The sequence below is a fragment of the Rhodococcus sp. 15-649-2-2 genome (genome assembly GCF_002258645.1).
GTDB lineage: Bacteria > Actinomycetota > Actinomycetes > Mycobacteriales > Mycobacteriaceae > Rhodococcoides.
This window is the reverse complement of the sequence record NZ_NPFM01000022.1, coordinates 88212-111551: the sequence shown is the minus strand read 5'-3', so window position 1 is coordinate 111551 and position 23340 is coordinate 88212. Positions and strand designations below refer to the sequence as shown.

The following is a 23340-nucleotide window of genomic DNA, read 5'->3' as shown; positions in this document are numbered from 1 at the left end:
GGGCTTTGACAGTATTGAGGGGTGCGTACAGTCTTCCGACCCGATGAGGTCACCCCACGTCGCTTCTACCAGCTCCTGACTGCATCGGTGGTGCCCAGGCCCATCGCGTGGGTGTCCACCGTGTCCGCCGACGGTGTGGCGAACCTCGCGCCCTACAGCTTCTTCACGGTCTCCTCGGTGGAGCCGCCGGTCGTGCAGTTCACGTCGGTGAGCCGAAAGGACAGCCTGCGCAACATCGAGGCCACCGGTGAGTTCGTCGTCAATCTGGCGACGGCACCGTTGGTCGATCAGGTCAACGACAGCTCGGCGAGCTTCGATCACGGCGTCAGCGAGTTCGAGGCGGTCGGCATCGAGAGCGAGCCCAGTGCGATCGTGACGCCGCCGCGAGTGGCGGCCGCACCGATCGCCATCGAGGCGACGTTGCATCGCGTCGTCGAGGTGGGCAACTGCTTCGTCGTCATGGGCACCGTCGTCGCGCTGTCGGTACGACCCGAATTCCTCGCCGAGGACGGACTCCCCGAGTTCGAGACCATTGCCCCGCTCAGTCGCCTCGGCCGTACCGAGTGGGGATTGCCGCCCGAGGTTCGTGAGATCGAGCGACCTTCTTGATTCGCTGGCTGCTGCTGATAGCCGTCACGGTCGGACTGACCGTCGGAGCCGATGCACTCGGTGTGCCGTCGGCGGCATTGTTCGTTGCGTTGTTGGTGGCCGTGGTGTTCGCATTAGCCGGTTGGGCTCCGACAACGGGCACCGAACGAGCCCCGCTGCCGCGCCGACTCGGGATGGCGGCGCAGGCGATACTCGGCGTCGAAATCGGGACACTGGTGCAGCGTGAGACCCTGAGCTCGCTGGGCGATACGTGGCTGCCGGTACTGCTGGCGTGCATCGGCACCCTGCTGCTGTCGATCGCGGCAGGAGCGCTGCTCGGACTTCGCAAAGATATCGATTCGCTGACCGGTTCTCTGGCCCTCGTCGCGGGCGGAGCGTCGGGACTGGTGGCGATCACGCAGGAGCTCGGCGGCGACGAACGAGTCGTGGCGGTGGTGCAGTACCTCCGCGTCGTGCTGGTGACCACTACGTTGCCGCTGGTCGCAACCCTGGTGTTTCGCGCCCAGCCCGGACAATCGACGGTCACCGCCGACGTGCACGAGGCGCTCTGGATCGATCTCACGTTCGTCCTGATCTGCGGCGTCATCGGCGTGGTGCTGGCTCGCGCGATCCGGCTGCCCGCCCCCGCCCTGCTCGGCCCTCTGATCATGGCCACGCTCGCCGATGTACTCGGCGTCTCGTTCGACGCATCCGTCCCGACGCTGTTGCTGTGGGCGGCGTACATCGTGATCGGCTGGCAGGCCGGGCTGCGCTTCACCGTCGCCAGCCTCAAGTCGATCTCACGGGTGCTGCCCGCATCGCTGATGTTGATCATCGCCGTCACGGTCGGCTGCGCGATGCTCGGATTGTGGTTGGCGTCGGCAACCGGAACGAGCGGGTACGAGGGCTACCTCGCGACCACGCCGGGCGGGGTCTACGCGGTACTTGCCATCGCGGCCTCGACCGGCGCGAACGTGACGTTCGTCGTGGCTGCCCAGGTCATCCGGGTGTTCATGATGTTGTTCGCGGTGCCCGTCGGAGCCAAGGTGGTCCAGCGGTACCGGCGCGGCCGGCCCGACTGAGACATCGACGCAACCCCATCAGTGATTAGGGTCGGCTAACCTCTGCGACATGAGCAAGTACCTCAAGCCCGACAAGCCCGCTTTCTACCGCCTCACCGTGCTCGAGAGCGACCGAATCAGCCCCAGCTTCATCCGGGTCACCCTCGGCGGCGATTCGTTGTCGAACTTCCGATACATGGGCTACGACCATTGGTTTCGCCTGTTTCTGCCGCAGCCGGGCCAGGACGAGCCGCGCATCCCCAGCACCACCTCGATGCTCTGGTACGCGCAGTATCTGGCGTTCTCCAAGGACACCAAGCCGGTGGTTCGCAACTACACCATCAGCCGGTACCGGGCTGCGGGACAGGGCAAGCACGGCGACGGCCCGGAGCTGGATGTGGACTTCGTGGTGCACGGGAGTGGGGCCGGCGGATCTGGTGGCGGCAGTGGCCCGGCGTCGGTGTGGGCGCAGAAGGCCGCTCCGGGCGACCGGGTCGCGATTCTCGACGAAGGTCGCATCTACACCGACGACGGACGATCGAGCTGGCAGTTGCTCGTCGGCGACGAGAGCGCGGCCCCGGCCGTTCTCGGCATTCTGCGGTCGTCATCGGAGGACGTTCGGGTCAAGGCCTTCATCGAAGTTCCCACCGAGGCCGACATTCAGAAGCAGGACATGCAGGCAGGCGTCGAGATCCAATGGATCGTGCGCCCCAATCCTCACGCCAAGCCCGGTGACGCAGCGTTGGCCGCGGTGCAGAAGGCCGAGCTGCCCGACGGACATCCCGTCGTCTATGTGGCAGGCGAACAGGGACTGGCGACGGGCCTGCGCCGATACCTGGTGAACGAGCGTTCCGTGCCCAAGTCGCAGATCTGCTTCACCGGATACTGGAAGTTCGGTAAAGCCGCCCCGTAGCGCTCGATTAGTGTGATCTCACATGTCCGGCTCCGTAAAAGGTCACACCGTCGTCACCGACTCGGTAGGGGTCGACGGCGCACCGTACGCATCACTGCGCGCTCGGCCGCTCCCCCGGGCCGAGCGGTACGAGCTGGGTCGACGCCTGCGCGAGAAGGTGCCGATCGCCTCACTCGGGGAGTGGACAGCGCCGCCGGATCGCCCCGACCCGGTCAAGCAGATCGAATACTCGCACCAAGGCCGCATCGAATGGTTGATTCCCACCCGCCTCGAGCGGATGGTCGAATCCCCCTACGGATTTCTGCGCGGAACGGCCATCGTCATGGCTCGGGACGTCGCGATGCTGCCCTCGACCGGAATCAACCCGGTGATCAGCGGCGACGCCCACCTCGGCAATTTCGGCTTCTACGCCTCGCCGGAACGTGACCTCGTCATCGACCTCAACGATTTCGACGAAGCGCATCCGGGAGCCTGGGAGTGGGATCTACGACGCCTCGCCGCGAGCATCTGGGTGGCCGGGCGGCAGAACGGACGCAGCGAGGATCAGTGCCGCGATGCCGTCACCGCCTGTGTGTCCTCGTATCGGATCGAGGTGGCCAGGCTGGCGGACGAGCCGCTGATGTCGCGCTCGTTCCAGCGTCTGACGGCAGAGAAACTGCAACGGGACGCCACCGCCGGATCGTTGCGCAAGGAGATCAAGCGCGCCACCAAGAAAGCGCGTCGGCGCACCAGTGACCGCGTGTTACCTCGATTCACCGAGGAGCACGAGGGCAAGCGCAGGATCGTCGAGGAGCCGCCGATCACCACACGCATCTCGGCGAAGGACGAAGAGCTCCTCGCCGTCGGGCTGGACGAATACCTGCTCACCCTCACCCCGCATTGGCGTCGGGTGCTGGGGGGATACACGTTGATCGACGTCGCGCACCGAGTCGTCGGAGTCGGCAGTGTCGGGCTTCGGGCGTACGTCGCGCTACTCGAGGGCACCAGCGAGGACGATGTGGTGTTTCTGCAGCTCAAGCAGGCCAGACGGTCGGTGCTCGCACCGTACGTGCACGGCGAATCGGCGTGGCACGACCATCAGGGACAACGAGTCGTGGAGTACCAACAGGATCTGCAGACGGTGAGCGATCCACTGCTGGGCTGGACCACTATCGCCGGCCGGCAGTACTACGTGCGGCAGTTCCGCAACATGAAGGGGACGATCGATCTCTCGTCGATCGATGCACCGGCCCTGGTGGACTACGCGCGGGTGGTGGGGCGCCTCCTGGCCAAGGGACATGCCCGCACCAGCGGCGCGTCGATGATCTCGGGATACACCGGCGATTCCGATGAGCTCGACGTCGCTCTCGGCCGATTCGCGCGGCTGTATGCAGATCAGACCGAGGCCGATTGGGAGCGGTTGAGCGCTACGCGCATGTGATCAGAAACTCGTAGCAGGGTACGAGGTGGGAGTGGAGCCCGCGGAACGACCCGAGGGCTCCACGCTCACATGCGGCGAAGCCGCTCAGGCGTGCTTGGTGACCAGGTCACCCACCCGAGGCAGTGCCTCGGTGACGTTCTTCTTGGCCGAGCCACGCAGGCTGCCGTAGAACTTCTTGACGACGGACTTGTCGGTTTCCTCGATGCGCGCATCGGTGACCGAGAGCAATGCGTCGGATGCGGCGTCGCCGTTCGCGGCGAGGTACTCACCGAACGTGCCCTGCGGGGCAGCGTTGTACGACTGCCAGAACGGGTCGAGCTTGTCCACGAAATCGGGCCACAGAGCCGAGACCGCGCTGTCGATGTACGACGGCCCGACCTTCTTCACTGCGCCGTATCCCCCCTTGACCGCGAGCCCGCTCGCGCCCTTCTTGTCCGCAACCTCGGCGTCGATCAGCGCCAGGACATCGACGCGCAGCGCGTCGGCCTTCGACTCGTCGAGCAGCGAATCCTTCAGTGCAGCAACCACTTCGAAGTTCCTCCCAGATGTGTAGCGGCCCAACGCGGACCGGGCGCAAGACTACCGCAGAAGGGCGTGGCAGCGCCGAACTCGATCGATCCACCACTGCGTGCGCTCGGCGTCGGCACCGAGTTCGATCAGGGCCTGCGCATCCGGTTCGGCGCTGCGCACCGGATACGTTCCGTCGACCACGTCCGGTGCCGGGGCGACGTCACGGACGAACAGGCTGCCCGTCCCCAATCCGCACGCGAATTCGAGATGCGGCAGCGCAGCGGCTGCGGCCAACCCGGCCGAGATACCGACCGCGGAATCGAGCGCACTCGACACCACCACCGGCACGCCGTACTCCCCCAGTTCGCCGGCCAGTTCGAGCACCGCCCGCATCCCGCCCAGCGGAGCGACCTTCAGCACCGCGATGTCGGCTCCGCCTGCCCGCACGACCCTCATCGGGTCCTCGGCTCGGCGGATGCTCTCGTCGGCGGCCACCCGTATCCCCGGTGTTCGACGCCGCAGTTCGACGAGCTCGGCAACGGTGGCACACGGTTGCTCGGCGTACTCGAGGGGACCGTCGGCTGTCAGGGCCGCCAGCGCAGTCACCGCCTCGTCGACGGTCCAGCCGCCGTTGGCGTCGATTCGGACCCGCGGCACCAGCTCGCGCACTGCACGGACGCGAGCGACGTCGTCGGCGAGGGTCTGCCCTTTCTCGGCCACCTTCACCTTCGCCGTCTCGGCCCCGGGAGACCGACTCAGCACCGACGCCACCTCGGAGGCAGGCACCGCAGGAACCGTCGCGTTCACCGGGATGCGTCGACGCAGCGGGCTCGGATGGCCCTCCCACGCAGCCTCGATCGCCGACGCCAACCACGGAGCCGATTCGCCGTCGTCGTACTCGGTGAACGGCGAGAACTCACCCCATCCGGCGGGCCCCTGAATCAACATCACCTCGCGGGTGGTGATGCCGCGGAACTTCGTCCGCATCGGCATCGAGAGCACGTGTGCGCCGTCGAGCAGATCGTCGACCGCCGGGATCATTGCTGCCCCGGAAGCAACTGCACCATCAACGCCTCACAGTCGGCCAACAGGTTGCCGTCCAGATCGGTGAGCCGAGCGTTGATGAACGTCTTACGCCCCTCCACCCTGTCCACTGCACCCTCGACGACCAGCTCGGTGTTCAGCGGCGTCACCTTGCGGTAGTTGATGTGCAGGTACGCCGTCCGGCTGATGGGTCTGCCGTAGGCGTGCTGGATCAGGCCGAAGAGGTCGTCGAACAGCAGTGGCAGCGTGCCGCCGTGCGCGGCGGAGTTACCACCGAGATGGAAACGCCGGAACATGCCCCGGCTGCGGACGCCGTCGGCGTCGATCTTTTCGATGATCCAGGGCATCAGCAACAGCGAGCCTCGGCCCGGCAGACGCGGAACTCGCCCGGCCGTCTGACGGCCCTCGGCCACCACGTGCGGCGTCAATAGTTCGATCAGTTCTCGGGCCTTGCCTGCAGCTGTCTCGGCGACCTCGGCAGGCAGCGAGGTGGACACCGCGAGGTCCTGCACCGTGCGCAAGGCCTCGAGCAGCTGCCCGTATTCCGGGCCCACCTTCGCCGGCACGAAACGCGGGAAGCCTCCGTGATGGTCGTAATCGCGGTCGAGCTGCTTCGGATCGGTCATGACTGCACGCTAGCTGCACCGACCGGTCGGCACGGATGCAACCCCGGCCACCGTTAAGCTGACGCCCGTGACCTTCACTCCCGAGCTGTGGCTCCCCGTTCCCGGTTTCGAAGATCTGACCGACATCACGTATCACCGGCACGTGTCGGATGCGACCGTGCGAGTTGCGTTCGATCGTCCCGAGATTCGAAACGCGTTTCGGCCGCACACTGTCGACGAGCTCTACCGCGCGCTCGAGCACGCACGGGTGAGCTCCGACGTGGGAACGGTGCTGCTCACCGGAAACGGGCCGAGCAGCAAGGACGGCGGCTGGGCCTTCTGCTCCGGCGGAGATCAGCGCATTCGTGGACGAAGTGGTTACCAGTATGCGGACGGTGAAACGGCCGAGACGGTCGACAAGGCTCGCGCCGGCCGCCTGCACATCCTGGAAGTACAGCGGTTGATCAGATTCATGCCCAAGGTCGTCATCTGTCTGGTCAACGGCTGGGCAGCGGGCGGGGGCCACAGCCTGCACGTGGTGTGCGATCTGACGCTGGCGAGCCGCGAGCACGCTCGGTTCAAGCAGACCGACGCCGATGTCGGCAGCTTCGACGGTGGCTACGGCAGCGCGTACCTGGCCAAGATGGTCGGTCAGAAGTTCGCCCGAGAGATATTCTTCCTCGGCGAGACGTACTCGGCCGAGGAGATGCACCGCATGGGCGCGGTGAACAAGGTGGTCGATCACGCCGAGCTCGAGAACACGGCCATCGAGTGGGCCGCGAAGATCAACGCGAAGTCCCCCCAGGCGCAACGGATGCTCAAGTATGCGTTCAACCTGCAGGACGACGGCCTGGTGGGCCAGCAGTTGTTCGCCGGTGAAGCGACTCGCCTGGCGTACATGACGGACGAGGCCGTGGAGGGGCGCGATTCGTTCCTGGAGAAGCGCGAGCCCGACTGGTCACCGTTCCCTCGTTATTTCTGACCCGCTCGTGAACTCCCCAGGCGGCTCTCGGAACGCACTCGTGCGTTGGTTTCTGCAGCCGTTCGACTACGCCTGGATGGCGGATTTTCAGAACTCGCGTCCCACCGGACGACTCATCCGCTGGGTGATGGCCGTCCTGACGCTGAACTACGGCGCTCTTGCGGTGGTGTCTCTCTTTTCCGTCGGCACCTCGCGGAGCGTCGTCGCGATCGGCTGGAAAGCCGTCTTGCTCGTCCTGGTCGTGGTGGTTGCGGCGGCGTGGATCACCAGGCCGTTCCCCGGCCGATTGGGGGTGGTGGCCTTCGCCGTATTCGCCGACCTGGGCACAGCGTCCGCGCTCCTGATCAACCCGATCGTGGACGCCATTCTCACGTGCGCACTGTTCGCCGTGATCGGCACCTTCTGCACGTTCTTCCTCAGCCCGCGCTGGCTGGTGGCCCATTTGTTCTTCGCAGTGGCGTGCACTGTCGCGGCTGCAGTGGCGACCCACGCTGCCGACGACGTGGACATCGCATCGTTGATCTTCCGCACCAACGTGGTGCTGTTGGCGATCGCCGGGGTTCCGCTGACCTCGCATCTGCTGGTGGCCGCCCTTACCGAGGACGCTCGAAGTTCGTTTCTCGATCCGCTCACCGGGCTGCTCAATCGACGCGGACTCGATGCGGCGGTGGACGACGTGTGGCTGCTCGGGCGGGACCAGGATCGGTGCGTGGCCGTGCTGGTGGTGGACATCGACCGCTTCAAAGCCGTCAACGACCGCTACGGGCACGAGGAAGGAGACGCGGTCATCGTGCGCGTCGCCGAGCGGCTCGGATCCCACCTCGGCGAGTACGGGGTGCTCGCCCGCACCGGCGGTGAGGAGTACCTCGCCGTGGTGTCGACGTCGCGATTGCACATCGACGCGCTGATCCACGGAGTGCGCCGAGCCCTACGCGACCCGGCCGACTCCGTCTCGGTGACCGTCAGCATCGGGGCAGCCATCGTGTACTGGGATTCGGCGCTGTGGGATCAGGACGTCGACCTCGTCACGCGCGCAACACGGGTGGCGGACTCGATGATGTACGAGGCCAAGGCTGCGGGCGGCGATCGGGTGATCAAGAGCGTGCTGTGAGTCGAACCCGCCGAGTGGAGCCCGCGGAACGACCATGATCCGGAACGACCACACGTGAGCGTGGTATCCATGCGGGGTGGACATCCTCGCTTCTCGGACAATTCTGCGGCCGGCCGACTATCGGAAGACCCTCGAGTTCTATCGCGATGGCCTCTCTCTTGCCGTGTTTCGGGAGTATCCCGGCGGCACGGTGTTGTTCGTGGGCCAGGGTTTGCTCGAGATCGCGTCGCATCATCGCGGCGACGAGCCAGGAACGTTCTCCGGCGCGCTGTGGCTGCAAGTACGCGACATCGATTCGGCAACCGAGGAATTGGAATCAGCGGGGATTCCGATCGTGCGCGAGGCGCGAACGGAACCGTGGGGCCTGATCGAAATGTGGATCGAGGATCCGGACGGGATTCGAATCGTGCTGGTGCAGATCCCGCAGGATCACCCGCTACGACGAGACAACCGCTAACCGCTGCCCACGCTGTCGGCGATCGTACGAAGAACCGACTGCGCCGACTGCGGCCGCGACCACAGGTACCCCTGTGCCAGGGTGCACCCGAGTTCGAGTGCAGCGTCGGCCTGTTCGCGGCTTTCGATGCCTTCGACGATCATCGTCAGATCGAGGTCCTTCGCGACTCCGGCCAGCGACCTGATCATCGCCCGTCCGGCGACGGTATCGACGAACCGTGTCAGGTGACCGTCGATCTTGATGCCGTCGGGCTGCAATGTCACCAACCGTTCGAGCGAGGACCAGCCCGAACCGAAATCGTCGAGCAGCACCCGGAAGCCCAGCCGATGCACGTCGTCGATGTGCCGGCGCAGCAACGGGCCCGGTGTCACGGCGGTGGTTTCGGTGAGTTCGAGCGAGATCGACGACGGGGACACTCCGGACGACGCGATGGCGCGTTCGAGGTGGCTGACGCCGTCGGGGTGGGCGAGGTGGCGTCCGGAAATGTTGACTGTCAGCCGAAGGTCGGGACGGTGGACGTGCCACTTCTTCATCTCGGCGGCGGCCTGGGTGAGCACACTGAGGTCGACGTCGATGATCAGTTCGCTGGCCTCGGCGAACGGGACGAAATCCGCCGGTACCACCATCCCACGGGTGGGGTGGTGCCAGCGCGCCAACGCCTCGAAGCCGACGATCTCCTCGGTCCGCAGATCCACGATCGACTGGAACCAGGGCACGATGTGACCGTCGGCAATGGAGTCGGCGATGTCGTTGTCGCTGCCCAAGCGGATGACGCCGGATCCGACGCGGCGATGCAGATCGAGTTGCTCCTCGAGCACCGACGCGAACTGTTCGAGTTCCTGCATCTGCTCACCCGAGAGTGATCGCGGCGTGCGATCGAGCAGGCACAGGGTGCCGATGACCAGACCTTCTCGACCGCGCAACGGAACGGAGGCGTAGGACGCGATGCCGTTGTCGTCGAGGATGGCGCGCTGCCGGGTGGTGGCGTGCACGCGCCCGAGCGCGACGACTGCGGGGTCCCCGGTTCGCACCACGTCGTCGCACAGCGTGTCGGCTCGGTCGACGGTGGACACCGGCGGCCCGCCCACGTTGACCAGCGTGTACTGAGTGTCTTCGTCGAGCACGTTGAGCTGGGCGATGGCGAATCCGACGCTGCGAGCGGCGAATTCGACCGTCGAACGCAACGCTGGAGTGGTCGCCTCGAAATCGAGATATCGACGAGCGGAGTCGCTCTGTCGGCGAGACTGGGAGCGCGCGGTGTCCGCGACCTCACCGTCCACCGGCATCTCCTCACCCAAGACCGGGCCCGTTCTGGAACCGGATCCACGTGAGCTTAACCGGGCGAGTTCGGCAGATTCGACCGATAGCCCAACTCGGAGTGGTCACAACGACGGATAGCGCGTGTGAAGAAGACGGTGCCGCAGTACCGCAGCTGCGAGCCGCTTGCCTTCTTCGGTCGCGACCGATCCGGCAGTGTGCGATCCGGACGTACGATCGCCTTCCGAGAACTCGACTGCTCCGAGTGCGCTCAGCTCGGCCACCAAGGTCCTGGCCAGGGGTTCGGCATGCTCGGGAGACGGAGCCTCGCCTGCATGGGTCCATCCTTCGGCACGCAACAGTCGCGCCAGGTCGTCGGCGCTCGTCTCCACGTCAGAGACGTCCTGACCGACGATCATGCGAGCAAGAATCACCTCCGCGGCGATCGTGTCCGGGTGATATCCAGTGCCGACGATGCCGCCGGTGAGCACACGCCACAGCCCGTCGGAGCTGAGCTGCCGGGTGCGGGCGGTGGGCACCAACCGTCCGGCGGATCGACGCAGCAGACGCACCCGCATGAGCAGGCGTCGGAGCACGAGAATCTTCTCCGTGTCGAGTTCACGACCGATACGGGAGGGACGCTCGTTCGGAGGAAAAACGGTGTTCGCGATGGTTGCCACCAACTCGTCGGGCAAGTAGCCGGCATCGGTCAAGGCGACACCGTCGCCGATGCATCCGATGAAGGTCTCCAGCCTGCGAACGCAGCCGTACATCGGCTCGACGGCATCGTGCAGCGCGTCGCGCAGCCCCAGATAGAGCTCTGCCCGCGGTGCGCTGTAACCACTCCAGAGTTCGATGCGGTGGTCGAGCAGTTGCTCCAGCAGAACGGCCTCGGAGTGGTCCCTCCCGCGATCGGAGGTCAACACCGCGTCGGTGACGCCGCGTCGCCGCATGGCCCGCGCGTTGGCACCGAGTGGTCTACCACCCGGCCTCGACGGTTCGAACTCGCCGGCGATGGTCGCCACTTCCAGTGTCTCGCCGATCTTTTCGACGATGACCCGCTCGATGCCGGTGGGGGCGTCCTGCCAGGTGACCAGTTCTGTGTCGAGGGCACCGATGCCCGACTGATCGGTGGCCGCGCGGTACTTCTGCAACCAGGCCGCGTCGTCGGGTGTTCGGACGAGCTCCTCGGTGACCGCGCTGCGCGCGATGTCTGCGTATCCGACGCGGCCGAGGCGGTCGAGCAACTCGCCGAGCGCGCGAGCGATGTCGACGCCGCGATCGGGACCCTCCGCGGCGTGCCGCAGATAGACCCAGAGAAAGGACTGCACAGAATGTTGAGTCGGGCCCGCAGGCGGAGACACGCCGACCAGACCGTCCCACCCCAGACGCGCATCGGCAGCGAGCGCGGGATCGACGGAATCGAAATACGACAGAGCGGCCGACACCGCGTCGTCCATGCTCGATCCCTTCACGGTTTCCACTGTTCCACAACGGCTCGGTTCGAGGCGACGACCGCCGTGTGCTGCGACACGTCGAAATTGGACATATAAGGCAAAAAGGTGAACGGGAGGTGAACTGCGGGCGACTTCACAGCGCCCAAGAAGAACACTTCGCAAGAAATTTCCGCGAAACAACGTTCATGTCCCACACTTTCCACCGTGAGCGCTGAATTCCTCGTACTTCTCGTGGTGGTCGTGACGGCATTGGCCTTCGACTTCACCAACGGTTTCCACGACACCGCCAACGCCATGGCGACGTCGATCGCGACGGGGGCACTGAAGCCTAAAGTCGCGGTCACCCTGTCTGCCGTCCTCAACCTGGTCGGCGCCTTCCTGTCCGTAGAGGTGGCTGCCACCGTCGCGAAAGGCATCGTCAACCTCGGCGACACCGGCGGCCAAGCCCTGCTGACCATCATCTTCGCCGGCCTCGTCGGCGGCATCCTGTGGAACCTCGCCACCTGGCTGCTCGGCATCCCGTCGAGCAGCTCGCACGCACTGTTCGGCGGCCTCATCGGTGCCACCATGGCGGGGCTGGGAACCAGCGGTGTCGTATGGGACGGGGTGTGGAGCAAGATCGTCTTGCCCGCCGTGCTCGCCCCCATCGTCGCCGGACTCGTGGCCACCGTCGGAACCTGGGTCATCTACCGCATCACCGACGCAGTTCCCGAGAAGTCGAAGGAGCGCGGATTCCGCTGGGGCCAGATCGGTTCGGCCTCGCTCGTCTCGCTCGCGCACGGCACCAACGACGCCCAGAAGACGATGGGCGTGATCTTCCTGGCGCTCGTTGCCTACGGCACCGTCTCACCCGATGCCGAGATGCCCCTGTGGGTCAAGGTCACCTGTGCACTCGCCATCGCGTTGGGCACCTACCTCGGCGGCTGGCGCGTCATCCGCACCCTGGGCAAGGGCCTGGTCGAGATCGCATCTCCGCAGGGCATGGCCGCCGAATCATCCTCTGCAGCAATCATTCTGACGTCGAGCCACCTCGGCCTCCCGCTCTCGACCACCCAGGTTGCCACCGGCTCGATCCTCGGATCGGGACTCGGCAAGCCCGGTGCCGCAGTGCGATGGAACGTCGCAGGCCGCATGGCCGTCGCCTGGGTCATCACCCTTCCGCTCGCCGGAGTGGTCGGTGCCGCATGCTGGCTGCTCGCACACACGATCGGCGGTCTGCCCGGCATCCTCGTGGTCTTCGCCATCCTCGTCGGCCTGGCCACTGTCATGTACATCCGCTCGCGCCGCGAACCCGTCGATCCGGACAACGTGAACGCCGAGTGGGACGGCGGACTCGTTCCCGCCGCCACCGAAGCCGACTCCCCCGCGAAGGTCTGAAGACACCATGGAAACCCTCAAGCACACGCTCGATTCGCTCTGGCAGGTAGTTCTCGTCGGACTCCTGCTCGGTGCCGGACTGCCCGCGATCTTCGCTTTCGGACTCAAGGCACTCTCGGTCGGTGAGCCCTCGGACGAGGCCACCGCCGCAGGCACCACCCGGGTGGCCCGGCCGGCCGTCGCCACTGCCGCGGCCGTCCTCTGTTTCGCAGTGGTCGTCGTCGCGATCGTGGCCGGAATCCTCTTCATCATGAAGAACTTCCTCGACAGCACATTCGGCATCTCCGTCTTCTGACACCCGAGAAGGGGTACAGCTCTCATGACCGACTCCACCAAGACCGCATTTCCGGCCTCGGTGCTCGAATGGCTCCGAGCCGGATATCCCGAGGGCGTTCCGCCCAAGGACCGCTTCCCGCTCGTTGCGCTCCTGCGCCGCGCCGCACTCACCGACGTTCAGGTGCAGGAGATCGTTCTCGAACTGGTCTCTCCCGCCAACGGCGCACTCGACGACGGTGCCATCTCGCACGACGAGATCGCGACGTACATCCGCGAACAGATCGACGCCGAGCCGACGGCCGAGGACATCTCTCGTGTCTCGGCGCGGCTGGCAGCCGGTGGCTGGCCGCTCGCGGATCCGGCGGCCCTGTAAGTCCATGTCGGTCCCGTCGTTCCTCCACTCGATCGTCGGGTGGCTTCGCGGTGGGTATCCCGACGGGGTACCCGAAGCGGATTACGTTCCCCTCCTTGCTCTTCTGAATCGGCGACTGTCCGATGACGAAGTGCAGTCGGTGATGGATGCCCTCATCGCCGACGGTCAGCTGCCTGCCGACAAAGCAGGTATTTCCGTCACCATCACCAAGGTCACCAACGAGATGCCCCGGGAAGAGGACGTCAACCGGGTACGCGCGAACCTCGCCGCCGGTGGCTGGCCACTGGCCGACCCGTTCACGCTCCGCCGCGAGGACTAACCTCGCACGTGTGCTCGAGAGCGTTCCCATACCGACCGGACCAGCCGCGGCAGACATCCTGCCGCGGCTGAGCCGTGTGCTGGCCGGTGACGGACCGGCCGTACTTCCCGTCCCCGCCGACGACCCGCGCGAGATCCGACGCCTGCACGACGCGTTGGCACCCGGCACACCTATCGAGGACGGCGTCGCACTGGTCGTCGCAACGTCGGGCACAACGGGAATACCCAAGGGCGCCATGCTGTCTGCATCCGCTCTGGTCGCGTCGGCGACGGCCACCGAGGAGCGGCTCGGCGGGCCTGGCTCGTGGCTGCTGGCGCTGCCCGCACACCACATCGCCGGGATGCAGGTCTTGCTGCGCAGCGTGCTCGCCGGAACCTCGCCGGTGATCATGGATGTGTCCCACGGATTCGACCCGGTCGCCCTGATCGAGTCGGTGGGCCGGATGTCGGGTCCCCTGCGCTACACGTCACTGGTTCCCGGCCAGTTGGTGAAGGCATTCGAGAACCCCGAGGCCGTGGCTGCGTTGGCCTCGCTCGATGCCGTGTTACTGGGCGGCGCGGCAACGCCGATTCCGTTGCGGGAGAAGGCACATGCCGCAGGGATCCGCTTGGTTCGGACGTACGGCATGAGCGAAACCGCAGGCGGCTGCGTCTACGACGGAGTTCCGTTACGCAACACGGTGGTGCGCATCGACGAGGGCAGGGTCGTGTTGGGCGGAAGAACCCTGGCCTCGGGATATCGCGGGTTACCCGATCACCCGGCGTTCGCCGAGCCGGGATGGTTCCGCACGGACGACGCGGGAACAATGGTCGACGGGGTATTGAGCATTACCGGCCGACTCGACGAGGCCATCTCGACGGGTGGCTTGACCGTCGTACCGCAGGTCGTCGAAGCGGCGCTGGCAACGCATCCCGCAGTCCGAGAGTGCGCGGTCGTCGGATTGCCGGACGAGCGCCTCGGCCAGAAAGTGGTGGTCGCGGTGGTCGCCTCAGCGCAGGTCACGTTGGCGGAGTTACGCTCTCACGTCGCATCGACGTTGGACATCACGGCCGCGCCACGTGAATTGTTTCTGGTCGAATCACTGCCGACCCGAGGCCCGGGAAAATTGAACCGCGCAGAATTGCGGGCAATGCTGGGGAAGCGCTGAGCGGGCCGCTGCTCGGCTCGTTCGGGCGCAAACGCGAGCGCGTTTGTCAGGTGCGCGCGAGATAGTTGGCGAACCCGCGCGCATTCGGCAAACCCGCGCGCGTTCGGCAAACGCGAGCGCGTTTGCGGCGGTCAGTTCAGCGGCGTGCCTTGATGGTGCACCAATTCCCATCCCGATTCGATGCGACGCCACAGCGAGGTTCGACGCGTCCGCATGCCCGACTGTCGCGAAATCCAGTGCACCAGAACCAAATCCGTACTGATTGATCGCCCAACCGGTTCGAGCACCTCGATCTCGACGGAATCTTCGGTGTCCAGCAGGTCGAGGATCGACGCCTTGTCCCACACCGCGCCCGAGGCTCCCACTTCGGTGAAGTCGTCGGCGAGCAGACTGACCAGCCGCCCGCGGTTGCGTCGACATTCTGGGGTCTGCAACTCTCGCTCGAGCTCGAGAACTGTCGACAGGTCGGTGCCCGAACAGGGCTCATCGTTGGGCGACATGAGTCACTGTCTCACGCACGAACGCGAGCGCATTCGCCAGGTGCGCGCGAAATAGATGGCGCCGAGGTAGCGAACTCGCGCGCGTCTGGCAAACGCGCGCGCGTTTGCGCTCGATCGGGGGCCGGGGCAGGGGCAGGGGCAGCGGCATGGTCAGGGGCAGCGGACGATCAGCTCAACCCGCCATTTTCTCGTACAGTCGCTCCACGTCTGCGTCCGTCCAGCCGGGCGGATCGAGGATGTCGGCCCACATCCGCACCGCGTCGGCTCCGTAGCTGTGGCCATGACCGTCGTCGACGTCGGTGGAGAAGACCTGATCGAAGGTCAACTGCCAGAACGTGACGAACGGGAACCACTGCACTCCAGGGTCGACGTCGGTGCCACGCGGTTCGTTCAGCCAATCGGGTCGGCCCAGGATCAGATCGGGTGACCACCACACTATGGGGTCGGATGCGTGCTGCCAGTAGACGATTCGCGGCTCCTCCCACGGCCCGCCGATGTCGAGGTCACCGGAAGACCCGGCGAAACGGACGTGTTCGCCGCTGTCGATGACAGGCAGGATCTCGCGGGAACCGGCGTCGCGTCCACCGGTTATGCGGGCCCATTGAGGTGTGAAGTTCGGGTTGCCGACCCACAGGGCACCGTCGATGCGCGCGATCATGTCCTGGGCACCGCTGAATGCATCCTGCCCGCCGTAGGCACCGAGGCTCTCGCCGAACAGCACCAACTTGGGGCGCGAATCTTCCGGAAGTTCGCTCCACACCGCGTAGATCGCCTCGAAGAGGGCTCGTCCGGCATCCTGCGGGGTCTGGCGGTCGGCCAGAAATGCCATCGGGCTCGGCAGGAACGAGTACTGCATGGACGCAATTGCCGAATTACCGTCGTACAGATACTCGAGGGGGCCGGCCACGGATTCGTTGACCCACCCACGTCCGGTGGTGGTCGCTACACCGAGCACGGCCCGCGAGAATGCGCCGGTACGTTCGAGTTCGGCCACCACGCGCTCTGCGACGCCCTCGACGGTGTCGGCCGACTCGACTCCGGCGTACGCGCGGATCGGTTGCACTGCAGGTCTTCCGGTGAAGTCGCTGATCTCGTCGGGCGATGCTCCCGAGACGACGAACCGTCGACCCTCCTGCCCCAGCGAATCCCATTCCTCGTTCGAGGCATCCGAACCCGAAAGTTCGGCGGCCGTAGGCTTTTCCACCCCATCGTGGTTGCCGCGATCGGCAGTCGATGCGGACTTCTCCGCGACGGCCACAATTCCCCGAATCAATGCGCCATTGACAGCGAAGACCACCAGCAGCGCAACCACGATCACGCTGGCGATCCTCGCCACCGGCCTCGGAACGTACTGCTTGCCCCAGCGCGTCAACGCACGAGTCGCTCTGCGCAGCAGGCGGCCGAGAGCAAGCACCGCCACCGCTACCAGCAACGAGAGCAGCAGCACCGCAACGTAGAGCGGCCGGCCGGGGTCTTCCACGCCGACCAGCTTGCGGACGATCTGCTGCCACCAGGATCCGAGGATCAGGAACAGCGGAATCACCACCACCGCAGCCACGGCCAGCGCCCACCACCCACGTCGACGCCACTGCTGCGACCAGTCCGGTGACACTCCGCAGAGCCGGATCACCCAGGCAATGAGGCATCCCACGCCGTAACCGATCGCGACACTGATACCGGTGGCCACCGCCTGCAGGTACCACGCACGGGGCAGCAGGGACGGAGTCATCGACAGCGCGTAGAACACGAGCGCGAAGAAGATCCCGACGGGATGTAGTGCGCGGCAGTACCGATCCGCTCGTGAATCCCGCCAGTACGAACGTATCGCGGCCGACCGCTGTGTGGTCACCCGACGATCGTATTGGCCCGCCGACTGGGCTGCACCCACTTCGACGTGCAAGCATTCAACGCATGAGTGTTCTGGTCTGCTTCCATGCACATCCCGACGACGAAGTGTTCGGCACCGGCGGGGTGATGCGTCTGGCTGCCGATGCCGGCCATCGCGTCGTTCTCGTCACGGCAACCGACGGTGCCCTCGGAGAGTTTCCGGACGGGATCCTCACCGACGGCGAGACACTGGCAGAGCGCCGACGCATCGAGCTGGATCGTTCGGCCGCCGTCCTGGGAGTGGACCGCATCGTTCGGTTGCACTACGCCGATTCCGGCATGGCGGGCACTCCGGAAAATGCCAACCCGGAGGCCTTCTGCAACGTCGACGTCGACACCGCGGCTGGGCGATTGGCCGACGTGCTGCTCGAAGAGCAGGCCGACGTCGTCACCATCTACGACCCGAACGGTGGATACGGCCACCCGGACCACATCCAGGTGCACGTGGTCGGCAAGCGCGCCACCGAGATCGCCGAGACCAGGTACGTGTACGAAACCACGACCAACCGCGATCACATGCGCCGACTGATGGAGGCAAATCCCCACTGGGGCGAGGAGGCGTCACCGCCGGACATGGAGACGTTCGGACTGCCGGAAACCGAGATCACCACGGTGGTCGACGTGTCCAGCGTGATCGCGGCGAAGCGAGCAGCCATGGAAGCGCACGAGACCCAGGTCGGCGATTTCGGTCCGTTTCTGCAGATGCCCATCGAACAACTCACCACCGCCTTCGGCACCGAATGGTTCAGGAAGTTGCGCGGGACCGGTGGCGTCGGCCTGACGGAGACCTCGCTGCCACTGTGACACCCCGCAAGAGGTGACACCACGCACGAGGTGACACCACGCGGCACATGAAAGGTGACGCAAGCGCGACGTACGCGTCGTGCAAGCGGTCGGGGCGATTGTTGTCCCATGACCACACCAGCTATCGAGGCCGACGGCCTCGTCAAGACATTCGGTAAGCAGTGCGCGGTCGACGGTGTCAGCCTGACCGTCCCCACCGGGGCGGTCTACGGAGTCCTCGGCCCCAACGGCGCGGGCAAGACCACAACGGTCCGCATGCTCGCCACCCTCCTTCGACCCGACGGCGGCTCGGCCCGAGTTTTCGGCCGAGACGTCGTCGCCGACGCCACCGCGGTCCGGTCGCTCGTCGGCGTCACCGGTCAGTACGCATCGGTGGACGAGGATCTCACCGCGACCGAGAATCTCGTCGTCTTCTCCCGGCTTCTCGGCCTGAGTCGACGCGACAGCAAAGCCAAAGCCGTCGAACTCCTCGAGGAATTCGAGTTGACGGACGCAGCGTCGCGACCGTTGAAGTTGTTCTCCGGTGGCATGCGGCGGCGCCTCGATCTGGCCGCGAGCCTGATCTCGGCACCGCCGCTGCTGTTCCTCGACGAGCCGACCACCGGGCTCGACCCCCGCACCCGAGCCCAGATGTGGGACACCATTCGTCGGCTCGTCGCGGCGGGCTCGACCGTTCTACTGACAACTCAGTACCTCGACGAGGCCGACCAACTGTGCGATCGCATCGCCGTCATCGATCACGGCCGCGTGATCGCCGACGACACCGCTGACGGGCTCAAGTCCTCAGTGGGCACCTCGGCGCTGTCCCTGACTCTCGCGGACCGAAACCAGATCGACGACGCCCGAGCTCTGGTTGCGAGGCAACTGGGCACCGACGTGTCGGTCAGCCCCGCGTCTGCTCGTCTGACTGCACCCATGACCGACACATCGATGACCCCTGACATCTTGATTCGACTGCGCGACTTCGGCATCGACGTCAGCGAAATCACCGTCACCAAACCCAGCCTGGACGAGGTATTCCTGACCCTCACCGGCAAGAGCGCAGACGAGGACGCAGCATGACCACCACTCTCACTCCGCAAACTTCGACGTACATCGACCCCGCCGACCGTCCGGTCGTCCGCCACATCGGCCTGGCCCGTACCGCCGCCCAGTCCGCCACCATGGGATATCGCGGGCTGCTCAAGCTCCGACACAATCCCGAACAACTCACCGATGTGGTGCTGCTACCGGTGATCTTCACCCTGATGTTCAGCTACATCTTCGGCGGCGCGGTGGCCGGGGACGTCACGTCCTACCTGCCGATGATCGTGCCCGGAATCCTGGTGCAAACGGTGATCACCGGTTCCGTCGTCACCGGCACACAGCTGCGAGAAGATATGGACAAGGGCGTCTTCGACCGATTCCGGTCTCTGCCGATCGCCCGAATCTCGCCGCTTGCAGGAGCATTGATGGCCGACGTCATCCGCTACCTCATCGCGGCGGTCGTCTGTTTCCTCACCGGGTTCGCGATGGGTTACCACCCGGCCGGAGGATTTCTCGGCCTCGCCGGAGCCGTCCTGCTGGTGATGTTCTGCGCCTGGGCGATCAGCTGGATATTCGCACTGCTGGGCACCTTGATGAGCAAAGCCTCCTCGGTCCAGGGCATCTCGATGCTGGTGCTGTTCCCGCTGACGTTCCTGTCCAACGCCTTCGTCGACACCTCCACGATGCCGAGCTGGCTGAGGGCTTTCGCCGACGTCAACCCCGTCTCACACCTGGTGACGGCGGTCCGAGAGCTGGCGAACAACGGGCACTTCGGTATTCACGTCGTGTACTCACTCGTCGGAGCCGTGGTCATCGTCGCCGTCTTCGCCCCACTGACCGTCAAGTCGTACATGCGCAAGGCCTAGGACACGGGTAGCGAACTCAAGATCTCCTGCAGTGCAGCATGTCTGGTGATACCAGCAGCCCGCGCGATACCGGCGTCGACCGTAGGGTCACCGACAATCGCGCGGGCTGCGGCCACGTGCCGATCGATGCGCATCGACGGAAAATCCTGGCGACCCACCGCCCGGTCCGACGCGGCCAGCAACCGAACTCCACGTTCGCGGTCCCCGCACTGCACCTCGAACGAACCCACTGCGCACGCAACAGCGCCGAGCATCGGAATATCGTAGAAACCGCCAGGCACCAACGCATTCCACGGCGTGCGCACCAGCTCCCCCACCGCTTCGCGCATCTCCGCCGCACGACCGTGCAATACATGCGCTCCGACGGCCGCGCACACCAGAATCGTCATGAACGGATCGCTCGCGTCCTGCGATGGCCAGCCCCCGATGGCCAATGCTTCCCGAAATTGCGCCAAACCTCGTTCGACGTGACCGTCTTCCACGTCCGCCGCTGCCCGTGCCGCAGTCAACGACGCGGACGTCGACTGCTGCTGCGCACGATCCCACCGAGCGCCGGAATCGTGGGCAGGCCCCGGATCAGCGGTGTCACCGGAATTGCCCGGGCTCCAGTCCTGCGCCATACCTCCCGACGCCAATTCCTCCACCAGCGCCCGCCCCTCGTCCACCCGACCCGCTCCGATCAGGGCCATTGCCAGGAAGGTTCGGGTTTGCATGCTCTCCTCGTAGGCATGCATCGTCCACATGACATCGGCGGAGGTTCGGTAGTACTCGGCGGCCGTGGCTTGATCGCCTGCCAGACCGTAGGAGCTGGCAAGTGTTTGCGAGGTGGACCCCACTGCCCACAGATCACCACGACTACGCGCGATGCCGAGAGCGCGCTCACCGTCTCGAATCGACTCGTGCAATCGCCCCGAATTCTGAGCGAGCATCGCGCGAACCACGTACGCGTTGCAGCGAACGTCGCCGTATTCGGAGCGCGTGGCAAGAGCCAGTTTTCTGGCCAACCCTCGCCCTCCGATGTGGTGCACGAGCACCTCGGCATTGAACCGCAACCCCGGTGCGATGTCGGTTCTGTGGCGCAACAGATTTCGTAGATCGACTCGAACTCGGGCTACCCGGCGCAGTTGTCGTCCGTAGGCGAAATGCGCCGCCAGAACCAGCATGCACATGACGGCGTTGTCGTCGGGTGTTTCTGCGATCCCGCGGCGGATACTGCTCTGCACCCTGTCGGCCCAGTTCAGCACCTCGGAATGCGCGCCGCGCATGGCCCAGAAGTAGCCCAGTACCGAGAAGAGAGTGCAGACGTGCCCCGAAACATCATGTGCGAAAGAATGTCTCATCATGGAGAGCAGGTTGTCGTGCTCCGCCTCGAGCAGCAGAACCATCTCGGCCGGACGCCCGCCGGCATAGCCTGCGGAAATCCTCGTCGACACCGCAGTCGACCAGGCTCGCAGGCGTAGTGCGACCTGCTCTTCCTCCCCGCTCGCGTCCAATTGCTCCTCGCCGTACTCGCGGACGGTCTCGAGCATGTGGTAACGCACGCCCGTAGACGTCTCGGCAACGGTGAGCATGGACTGGTTCACCAGACCGTCGAGCGCAAACGAAACATCCTCGACCTCGGACCATTCCGCCACCGTTCGCGCGGCGTCGAGATCGAAGCCCGCAGGAAAGCGACAGAGCCGGCGAAGAGTTGCCTGCTCTGTGCCGTCGAGCAGATTCCAACTCCAGTCGATGACCGCGTGCAACGTTCGATGTCGTTCCGGACGGGTTCGGTCCGTCGATCGCAGCAGCGCGAATCGTTTGTGCAACCGCGTGCCGATGTCCTCCACACTCATCGACTTCACTCGCGCTGCGGCCAACTCGATGGCAAGGGGCAGGCCGTCCAAGGTGTGACACAGGGCCGCGACAGCGCCGGGATCGAGTCGCACGGACGGGCGAACTGCACGAGCTCTGACGCAAAAGAGCTCTGTAGCAGGCGAATTCGGGCCGAGCATGCCGAGAGAGGGCAGCGGAAACACCGATTCGGCCGTCGACCCCATCGGCGAACGGGAGGTCGCCAATACCGTCACCAGATCCGTCGCAGCCACGAGCTCGTCCACGACTGCAGCCACCTCGCCGATCACGTGCTCGCAGTTGTCGAGGATCAACAAACCTCGGCGAGTCGAGAAGACGTCGACCAGACGCTCGTGAATCGAGTGCACCCGGGCGACCTGAAGACTGCCGACAGTGTAATCCGCCTCGGTCAATCCGAGGGTGGCTCCGATCGCCGAGGCGACGTCCTCGCCACTGCGCAGCGATGCCAATTCGACGAACGCCACCGGCATCGAATCGGCAGCTCGATGACCCAGGGCATGTGCGATGCGCGTCTTGCCCGCGCCGCCAGGACCGAGGACGGTGGTGACGCGAGAAGTGTGCAGCAACTCCTCGATCGCAACGATGTCGTCACCTCGACCGATCAAGGCATTGGGTGCGGCACGAAGCCCGATGGTCTGCAGCACCTTCGGCGCGTCGTGACCGAGAATTTCGGCATTCAGTGCGGTCGTCGCGGGCGAGGGATCCGTTCCCAACCGCTGGGCCAGATAGTTGCGCAAGTCCGCGAACACCGTCAGCGCGTCGTTGGGTCGGCCCACACCGTGCAGCGCGCGCATGAGGTCGGCGGCAGCACGCTCGTCGGCTGGATCCTCGGCCGCGCGGGCCTGCGCATGCGGCAGAGCGTCGCCGTATCTTCTCAGACCCAGGAGGGCCGCGACCTGCAGCGACTTCAGAGCCATCCCAACCGCGTCGGCCTCGACCCGAACGGAGTCGATGGGCTCACCGCGCCACAGACCGAGGGCTTCGACGACCAGGTCGAGTGCATCCTGGAAGTGCCCCTGAGCGAGGTGGCCCTCTGCGCCGCGGGTCAGAGCACGGGCCCGGCCGAGATCGATGTCCTCGGCATTCAGAACCAACCGATATCCCCCGGGCCCACTCTCGAGAGCGCCGCTGGGCAGCGCCGATCGCAGTCGAGAGATCTGTGTCTGCAGAGCATTCTTCGGTGATCGGGGAGGCTCGCCGGGCCACACCTCCTCGATGAGCCCCTGCGAGGACCGCGCCCGCCCCGGATCCAGCGCCAACGCCACCAGCAGGGCCTGCGCCCGGGTACCCGATACCGGCACGGGACTGCCGTCGACCACGGTCGTCACGACGCCGAGGATCCCCACCACCGGAAGTTCGGCCGTGAGGTGCGTCGTCTCGGGATACGCGATGTCGTGGGGCACTGTCCTCAGATCGTAGGCCGCTGGGCCGAACGCTTCGAATTGACGTTTGGATTGTTTTGAGACCCTAACCAAACCGTGAGACGGTAGAGTGACCTCGTCGCCT

The 23340-nt window shown here is 65.6% G+C and carries 23 protein-coding genes; 15 read left to right on the top strand and 8 right to left on the bottom strand.

Going from position 1 to position 23340, the window contains the following annotated elements:
- Window positions 1–21 precede the first annotated feature (21 nt).
- Genes CH305_RS14470 through CH305_RS14455 form a run of 4 tightly spaced genes read left to right on the top strand, consistent with a single transcriptional unit; the run spans window position 22 to window position 3982 of the window.
- The gene (locus CH305_RS14470; protein WP_032401911.1) at window positions 22–609 is read left to right on the top strand and encodes a flavin reductase family protein; all 588 of its coding nucleotides are present in this window, start codon (window positions 22–24) and stop codon (window positions 607–609) included.
- Window positions 606–1670 (top strand): AbrB family transcriptional regulator, encoded by a 1065-nt coding sequence (locus CH305_RS14465; protein WP_032401910.1) that lies wholly within the window; start codon window positions 606–608, stop codon window positions 1668–1670. Before CH305_RS14470 ends, CH305_RS14465 begins: the two co-directional genes overlap by 4 nt.
- Before the next feature lie 49 nt (window positions 1671–1719).
- Window positions 1720–2562 (top strand): siderophore-interacting protein, encoded by an 843-nt coding sequence (locus tag CH305_RS14460; protein ID WP_094704046.1) that lies wholly within the window; start codon window positions 1720–1722, stop codon window positions 2560–2562.
- A gap of 22 nt (window positions 2563–2584) precedes the next feature.
- On the top strand, window positions 2585–3982 hold the full coding sequence (locus tag CH305_RS14455) for a DUF2252 domain-containing protein (protein ID WP_032380430.1): 1398 nt from the start codon (window positions 2585–2587) through the stop codon (window positions 3980–3982).
- A gap of 84 nt (window positions 3983–4066) precedes the next feature.
- Here CH305_RS14455 and CH305_RS14450 read toward each other — a convergent pair whose 3' ends face one another.
- From CH305_RS14450 to CH305_RS14440, 3 genes are read right to left on the bottom strand one after another with little or no spacing between them, the layout of a single operon-like run.
- Window positions 4067–4510 (bottom strand): hypothetical protein, encoded by a 444-nt coding sequence (locus CH305_RS14450; protein WP_032380429.1) that lies wholly within the window; start codon window positions 4508–4510, stop codon window positions 4067–4069.
- Between the two features lie 51 nt (window positions 4511–4561).
- On the bottom strand, window positions 4562–5533 hold the full coding sequence (locus CH305_RS14445; RefSeq protein WP_094704045.1) for an o-succinylbenzoate synthase: 972 nt from the start codon (window positions 5531–5533) through the stop codon (window positions 4562–4564).
- Window positions 5530–6162 carry a PaaI family thioesterase gene (locus CH305_RS14440; RefSeq protein WP_037153693.1) on the bottom strand — a complete coding sequence of 211 codons (633 nt, stop codon included), beginning with the start codon at window positions 6160–6162 and terminating at the stop codon, window positions 5530–5532. The genes CH305_RS14445 and CH305_RS14440 overlap by 4 nt, the downstream gene beginning before the upstream one ends.
- 67 nt (window positions 6163–6229) lie before the next feature.
- On the opposite strand from CH305_RS14440, the gene CH305_RS14435 reads away from it, so the two are divergent.
- The 3 genes from CH305_RS14435 (at window position 6230) to CH305_RS14425 (ending at window position 8691) form a co-directional block, all read left to right on the top strand.
- Window positions 6230–7123, top strand: coding sequence for a 1,4-dihydroxy-2-naphthoyl-CoA synthase (locus CH305_RS14435; RefSeq protein WP_032401906.1), 894 nt, complete (start codon window positions 6230–6232; stop codon window positions 7121–7123).
- 40 nt (window positions 7124–7163) lie between these two features.
- Entirely contained in the window at window positions 7164–8234 is a 1071-nt protein-coding gene (locus tag CH305_RS14430; RefSeq protein ID WP_256983755.1) for a diguanylate cyclase, read from the top strand.
- Between the two features lie 76 nt (window positions 8235–8310).
- Complete coding sequence (locus CH305_RS14425; RefSeq protein WP_032380425.1) at window positions 8311–8691, top strand: VOC family protein; 381 nt, start codon at window positions 8311–8313, stop codon at window positions 8689–8691.
- Here CH305_RS14425 and CH305_RS14420 read toward each other — a convergent pair.
- Complete coding sequence (locus CH305_RS14420) at window positions 8688–9971, bottom strand: EAL domain-containing protein (protein WP_242459141.1); 1284 nt, start codon at window positions 9969–9971, stop codon at window positions 8688–8690. The genes CH305_RS14425 and CH305_RS14420 overlap by 4 nt on opposite strands.
- Window positions 9972–10073: 102 nt before the next feature.
- The gene (locus CH305_RS14415) at window positions 10074–11423 is read right to left on the bottom strand and encodes a hypothetical protein (RefSeq protein WP_037153889.1); all 1350 of its coding nucleotides are present in this window, start codon (window positions 11421–11423) and stop codon (window positions 10074–10076) included.
- Window positions 11424–11609: 186 nt separating this feature from the next.
- Here CH305_RS14415 and CH305_RS14410 point away from each other — a divergent pair, with 186 nt between their 5' ends.
- From CH305_RS14410 to menE, 5 genes are read left to right on the top strand one after another with little or no spacing between them, the layout of a single operon-like run.
- Entirely contained in the window at window positions 11610–12782 is a 1173-nt protein-coding gene (locus CH305_RS14410; RefSeq protein WP_094704044.1) for an inorganic phosphate transporter, read from the top strand.
- Window positions 12783–12789: 7 nt separating this feature from the next.
- Window positions 12790–13077, top strand: coding sequence for a hypothetical protein (locus CH305_RS14405; RefSeq protein ID WP_032380422.1), 288 nt, complete (start codon window positions 12790–12792; stop codon window positions 13075–13077).
- 24 nt (window positions 13078–13101) lie between these two features.
- Complete coding sequence (locus CH305_RS14400; protein WP_037153701.1) at window positions 13102–13431, top strand: DUF3349 domain-containing protein; 330 nt, start codon at window positions 13102–13104, stop codon at window positions 13429–13431.
- A 4-nt stretch (window positions 13432–13435) separates the two neighbouring features.
- Window positions 13436–13750: a DUF3349 domain-containing protein gene (locus CH305_RS14395; protein ID WP_032380420.1), complete on the top strand. Its 315-nt coding sequence runs from the start codon at window positions 13436–13438 to the stop codon at window positions 13748–13750.
- Between the two features lie 10 nt (window positions 13751–13760).
- Window positions 13761–14897, top strand: a complete 1137-nt coding sequence (gene menE / locus CH305_RS14390; protein WP_094704043.1) for an o-succinylbenzoate--CoA ligase — start codon at window positions 13761–13763, stop codon at window positions 14895–14897.
- 131 nt (window positions 14898–15028) lie between these two features.
- Here menE and CH305_RS14385 read toward each other — a convergent pair whose 3' ends face one another.
- Window positions 15029–15397, bottom strand: coding sequence for a DUF4440 domain-containing protein (locus CH305_RS14385; RefSeq protein ID WP_094704042.1), 369 nt, complete (start codon window positions 15395–15397; stop codon window positions 15029–15031).
- A 172-nt stretch (window positions 15398–15569) separates the two neighbouring features.
- Window positions 15570–17222 (bottom strand): alpha/beta hydrolase, encoded by a 1653-nt coding sequence (locus CH305_RS14380; RefSeq protein WP_373454564.1) that lies wholly within the window; start codon window positions 17220–17222, stop codon window positions 15570–15572.
- An 86-nt stretch (window positions 17223–17308) separates the two neighbouring features.
- On the opposite strand from CH305_RS14380, the gene CH305_RS14375 reads away from it, so the two are divergent.
- The 3 genes from CH305_RS14375 to CH305_RS14365 all read left to right on the top strand — a co-directional run bounded on the left by CH305_RS14375 (window position 17309) and on the right by CH305_RS14365 (window position 19980).
- Complete coding sequence (locus CH305_RS14375) at window positions 17309–18088, top strand: PIG-L family deacetylase (RefSeq protein WP_032401899.1); 780 nt, start codon at window positions 17309–17311, stop codon at window positions 18086–18088.
- A gap of 108 nt (window positions 18089–18196) precedes the next feature.
- On the top strand, window positions 18197–19150 hold the full coding sequence (locus CH305_RS14370) for an ATP-binding cassette domain-containing protein (RefSeq protein ID WP_094704041.1): 954 nt from the start codon (window positions 18197–18199) through the stop codon (window positions 19148–19150).
- On the top strand, window positions 19147–19980 hold the full coding sequence (locus tag CH305_RS14365) for an ABC transporter permease (RefSeq protein ID WP_094704040.1): 834 nt from the start codon (window positions 19147–19149) through the stop codon (window positions 19978–19980). Before CH305_RS14370 ends, CH305_RS14365 begins: the two co-directional genes overlap by 4 nt.
- Here CH305_RS14365 and CH305_RS14360 read toward each other — a convergent pair.
- Window positions 19977–23237, bottom strand: coding sequence for a BTAD domain-containing putative transcriptional regulator (locus CH305_RS14360; protein ID WP_256983750.1), 3261 nt, complete (start codon window positions 23235–23237; stop codon window positions 19977–19979). The two genes, CH305_RS14365 and CH305_RS14360, sit on opposite strands and share 4 nt — an antisense overlap.
- Window positions 23238–23340: the final 103 nt, after the last annotated feature.

Coding starts and splice junctions, on each gene's coding strand:
- CH305_RS14395 (WP_032380420.1), top strand. CDS start 13,436: ATGTCGGTCCCGTCGTTCCTCCACTCGATCGTCGGGTGGCTTCGCGGT.
- CH305_RS14365 (WP_094704040.1), top strand. CDS start 19,147: ATGACCACCACTCTCACTCCGCAAACTTCGACGTACATCGACCCCGCC.
- CH305_RS14385 (WP_094704042.1), bottom strand. CDS start 15,397: ATGTCGCCCAACGATGAGCCCTGTTCGGGCACCGACCTGTCGACAGTT.
- CH305_RS14445 (WP_094704045.1), bottom strand. CDS start 5,533: ATGATCCCGGCGGTCGACGATCTGCTCGACGGCGCACACGTGCTCTCG.
- CH305_RS14460 (WP_094704046.1), top strand. CDS start 1,720: ATGAGCAAGTACCTCAAGCCCGACAAGCCCGCTTTCTACCGCCTCACC.
- CH305_RS14375 (WP_032401899.1), top strand. CDS start 17,309: ATGAGTGTTCTGGTCTGCTTCCATGCACATCCCGACGACGAAGTGTTC.
- CH305_RS14370 (WP_094704041.1), top strand. CDS start 18,197: ATGACCACACCAGCTATCGAGGCCGACGGCCTCGTCAAGACATTCGGT.
- CH305_RS14400 (WP_037153701.1), top strand. CDS start 13,102: ATGACCGACTCCACCAAGACCGCATTTCCGGCCTCGGTGCTCGAATGG.
- CH305_RS14440 (WP_037153693.1), bottom strand. CDS start 6,162: ATGACCGATCCGAAGCAGCTCGACCGCGATTACGACCATCACGGAGGC.
- CH305_RS14405 (WP_032380422.1), top strand. CDS start 12,790: ATGGAAACCCTCAAGCACACGCTCGATTCGCTCTGGCAGGTAGTTCTC.
- CH305_RS14455 (WP_032380430.1), top strand. CDS start 2,585: ATGTCCGGCTCCGTAAAAGGTCACACCGTCGTCACCGACTCGGTAGGG.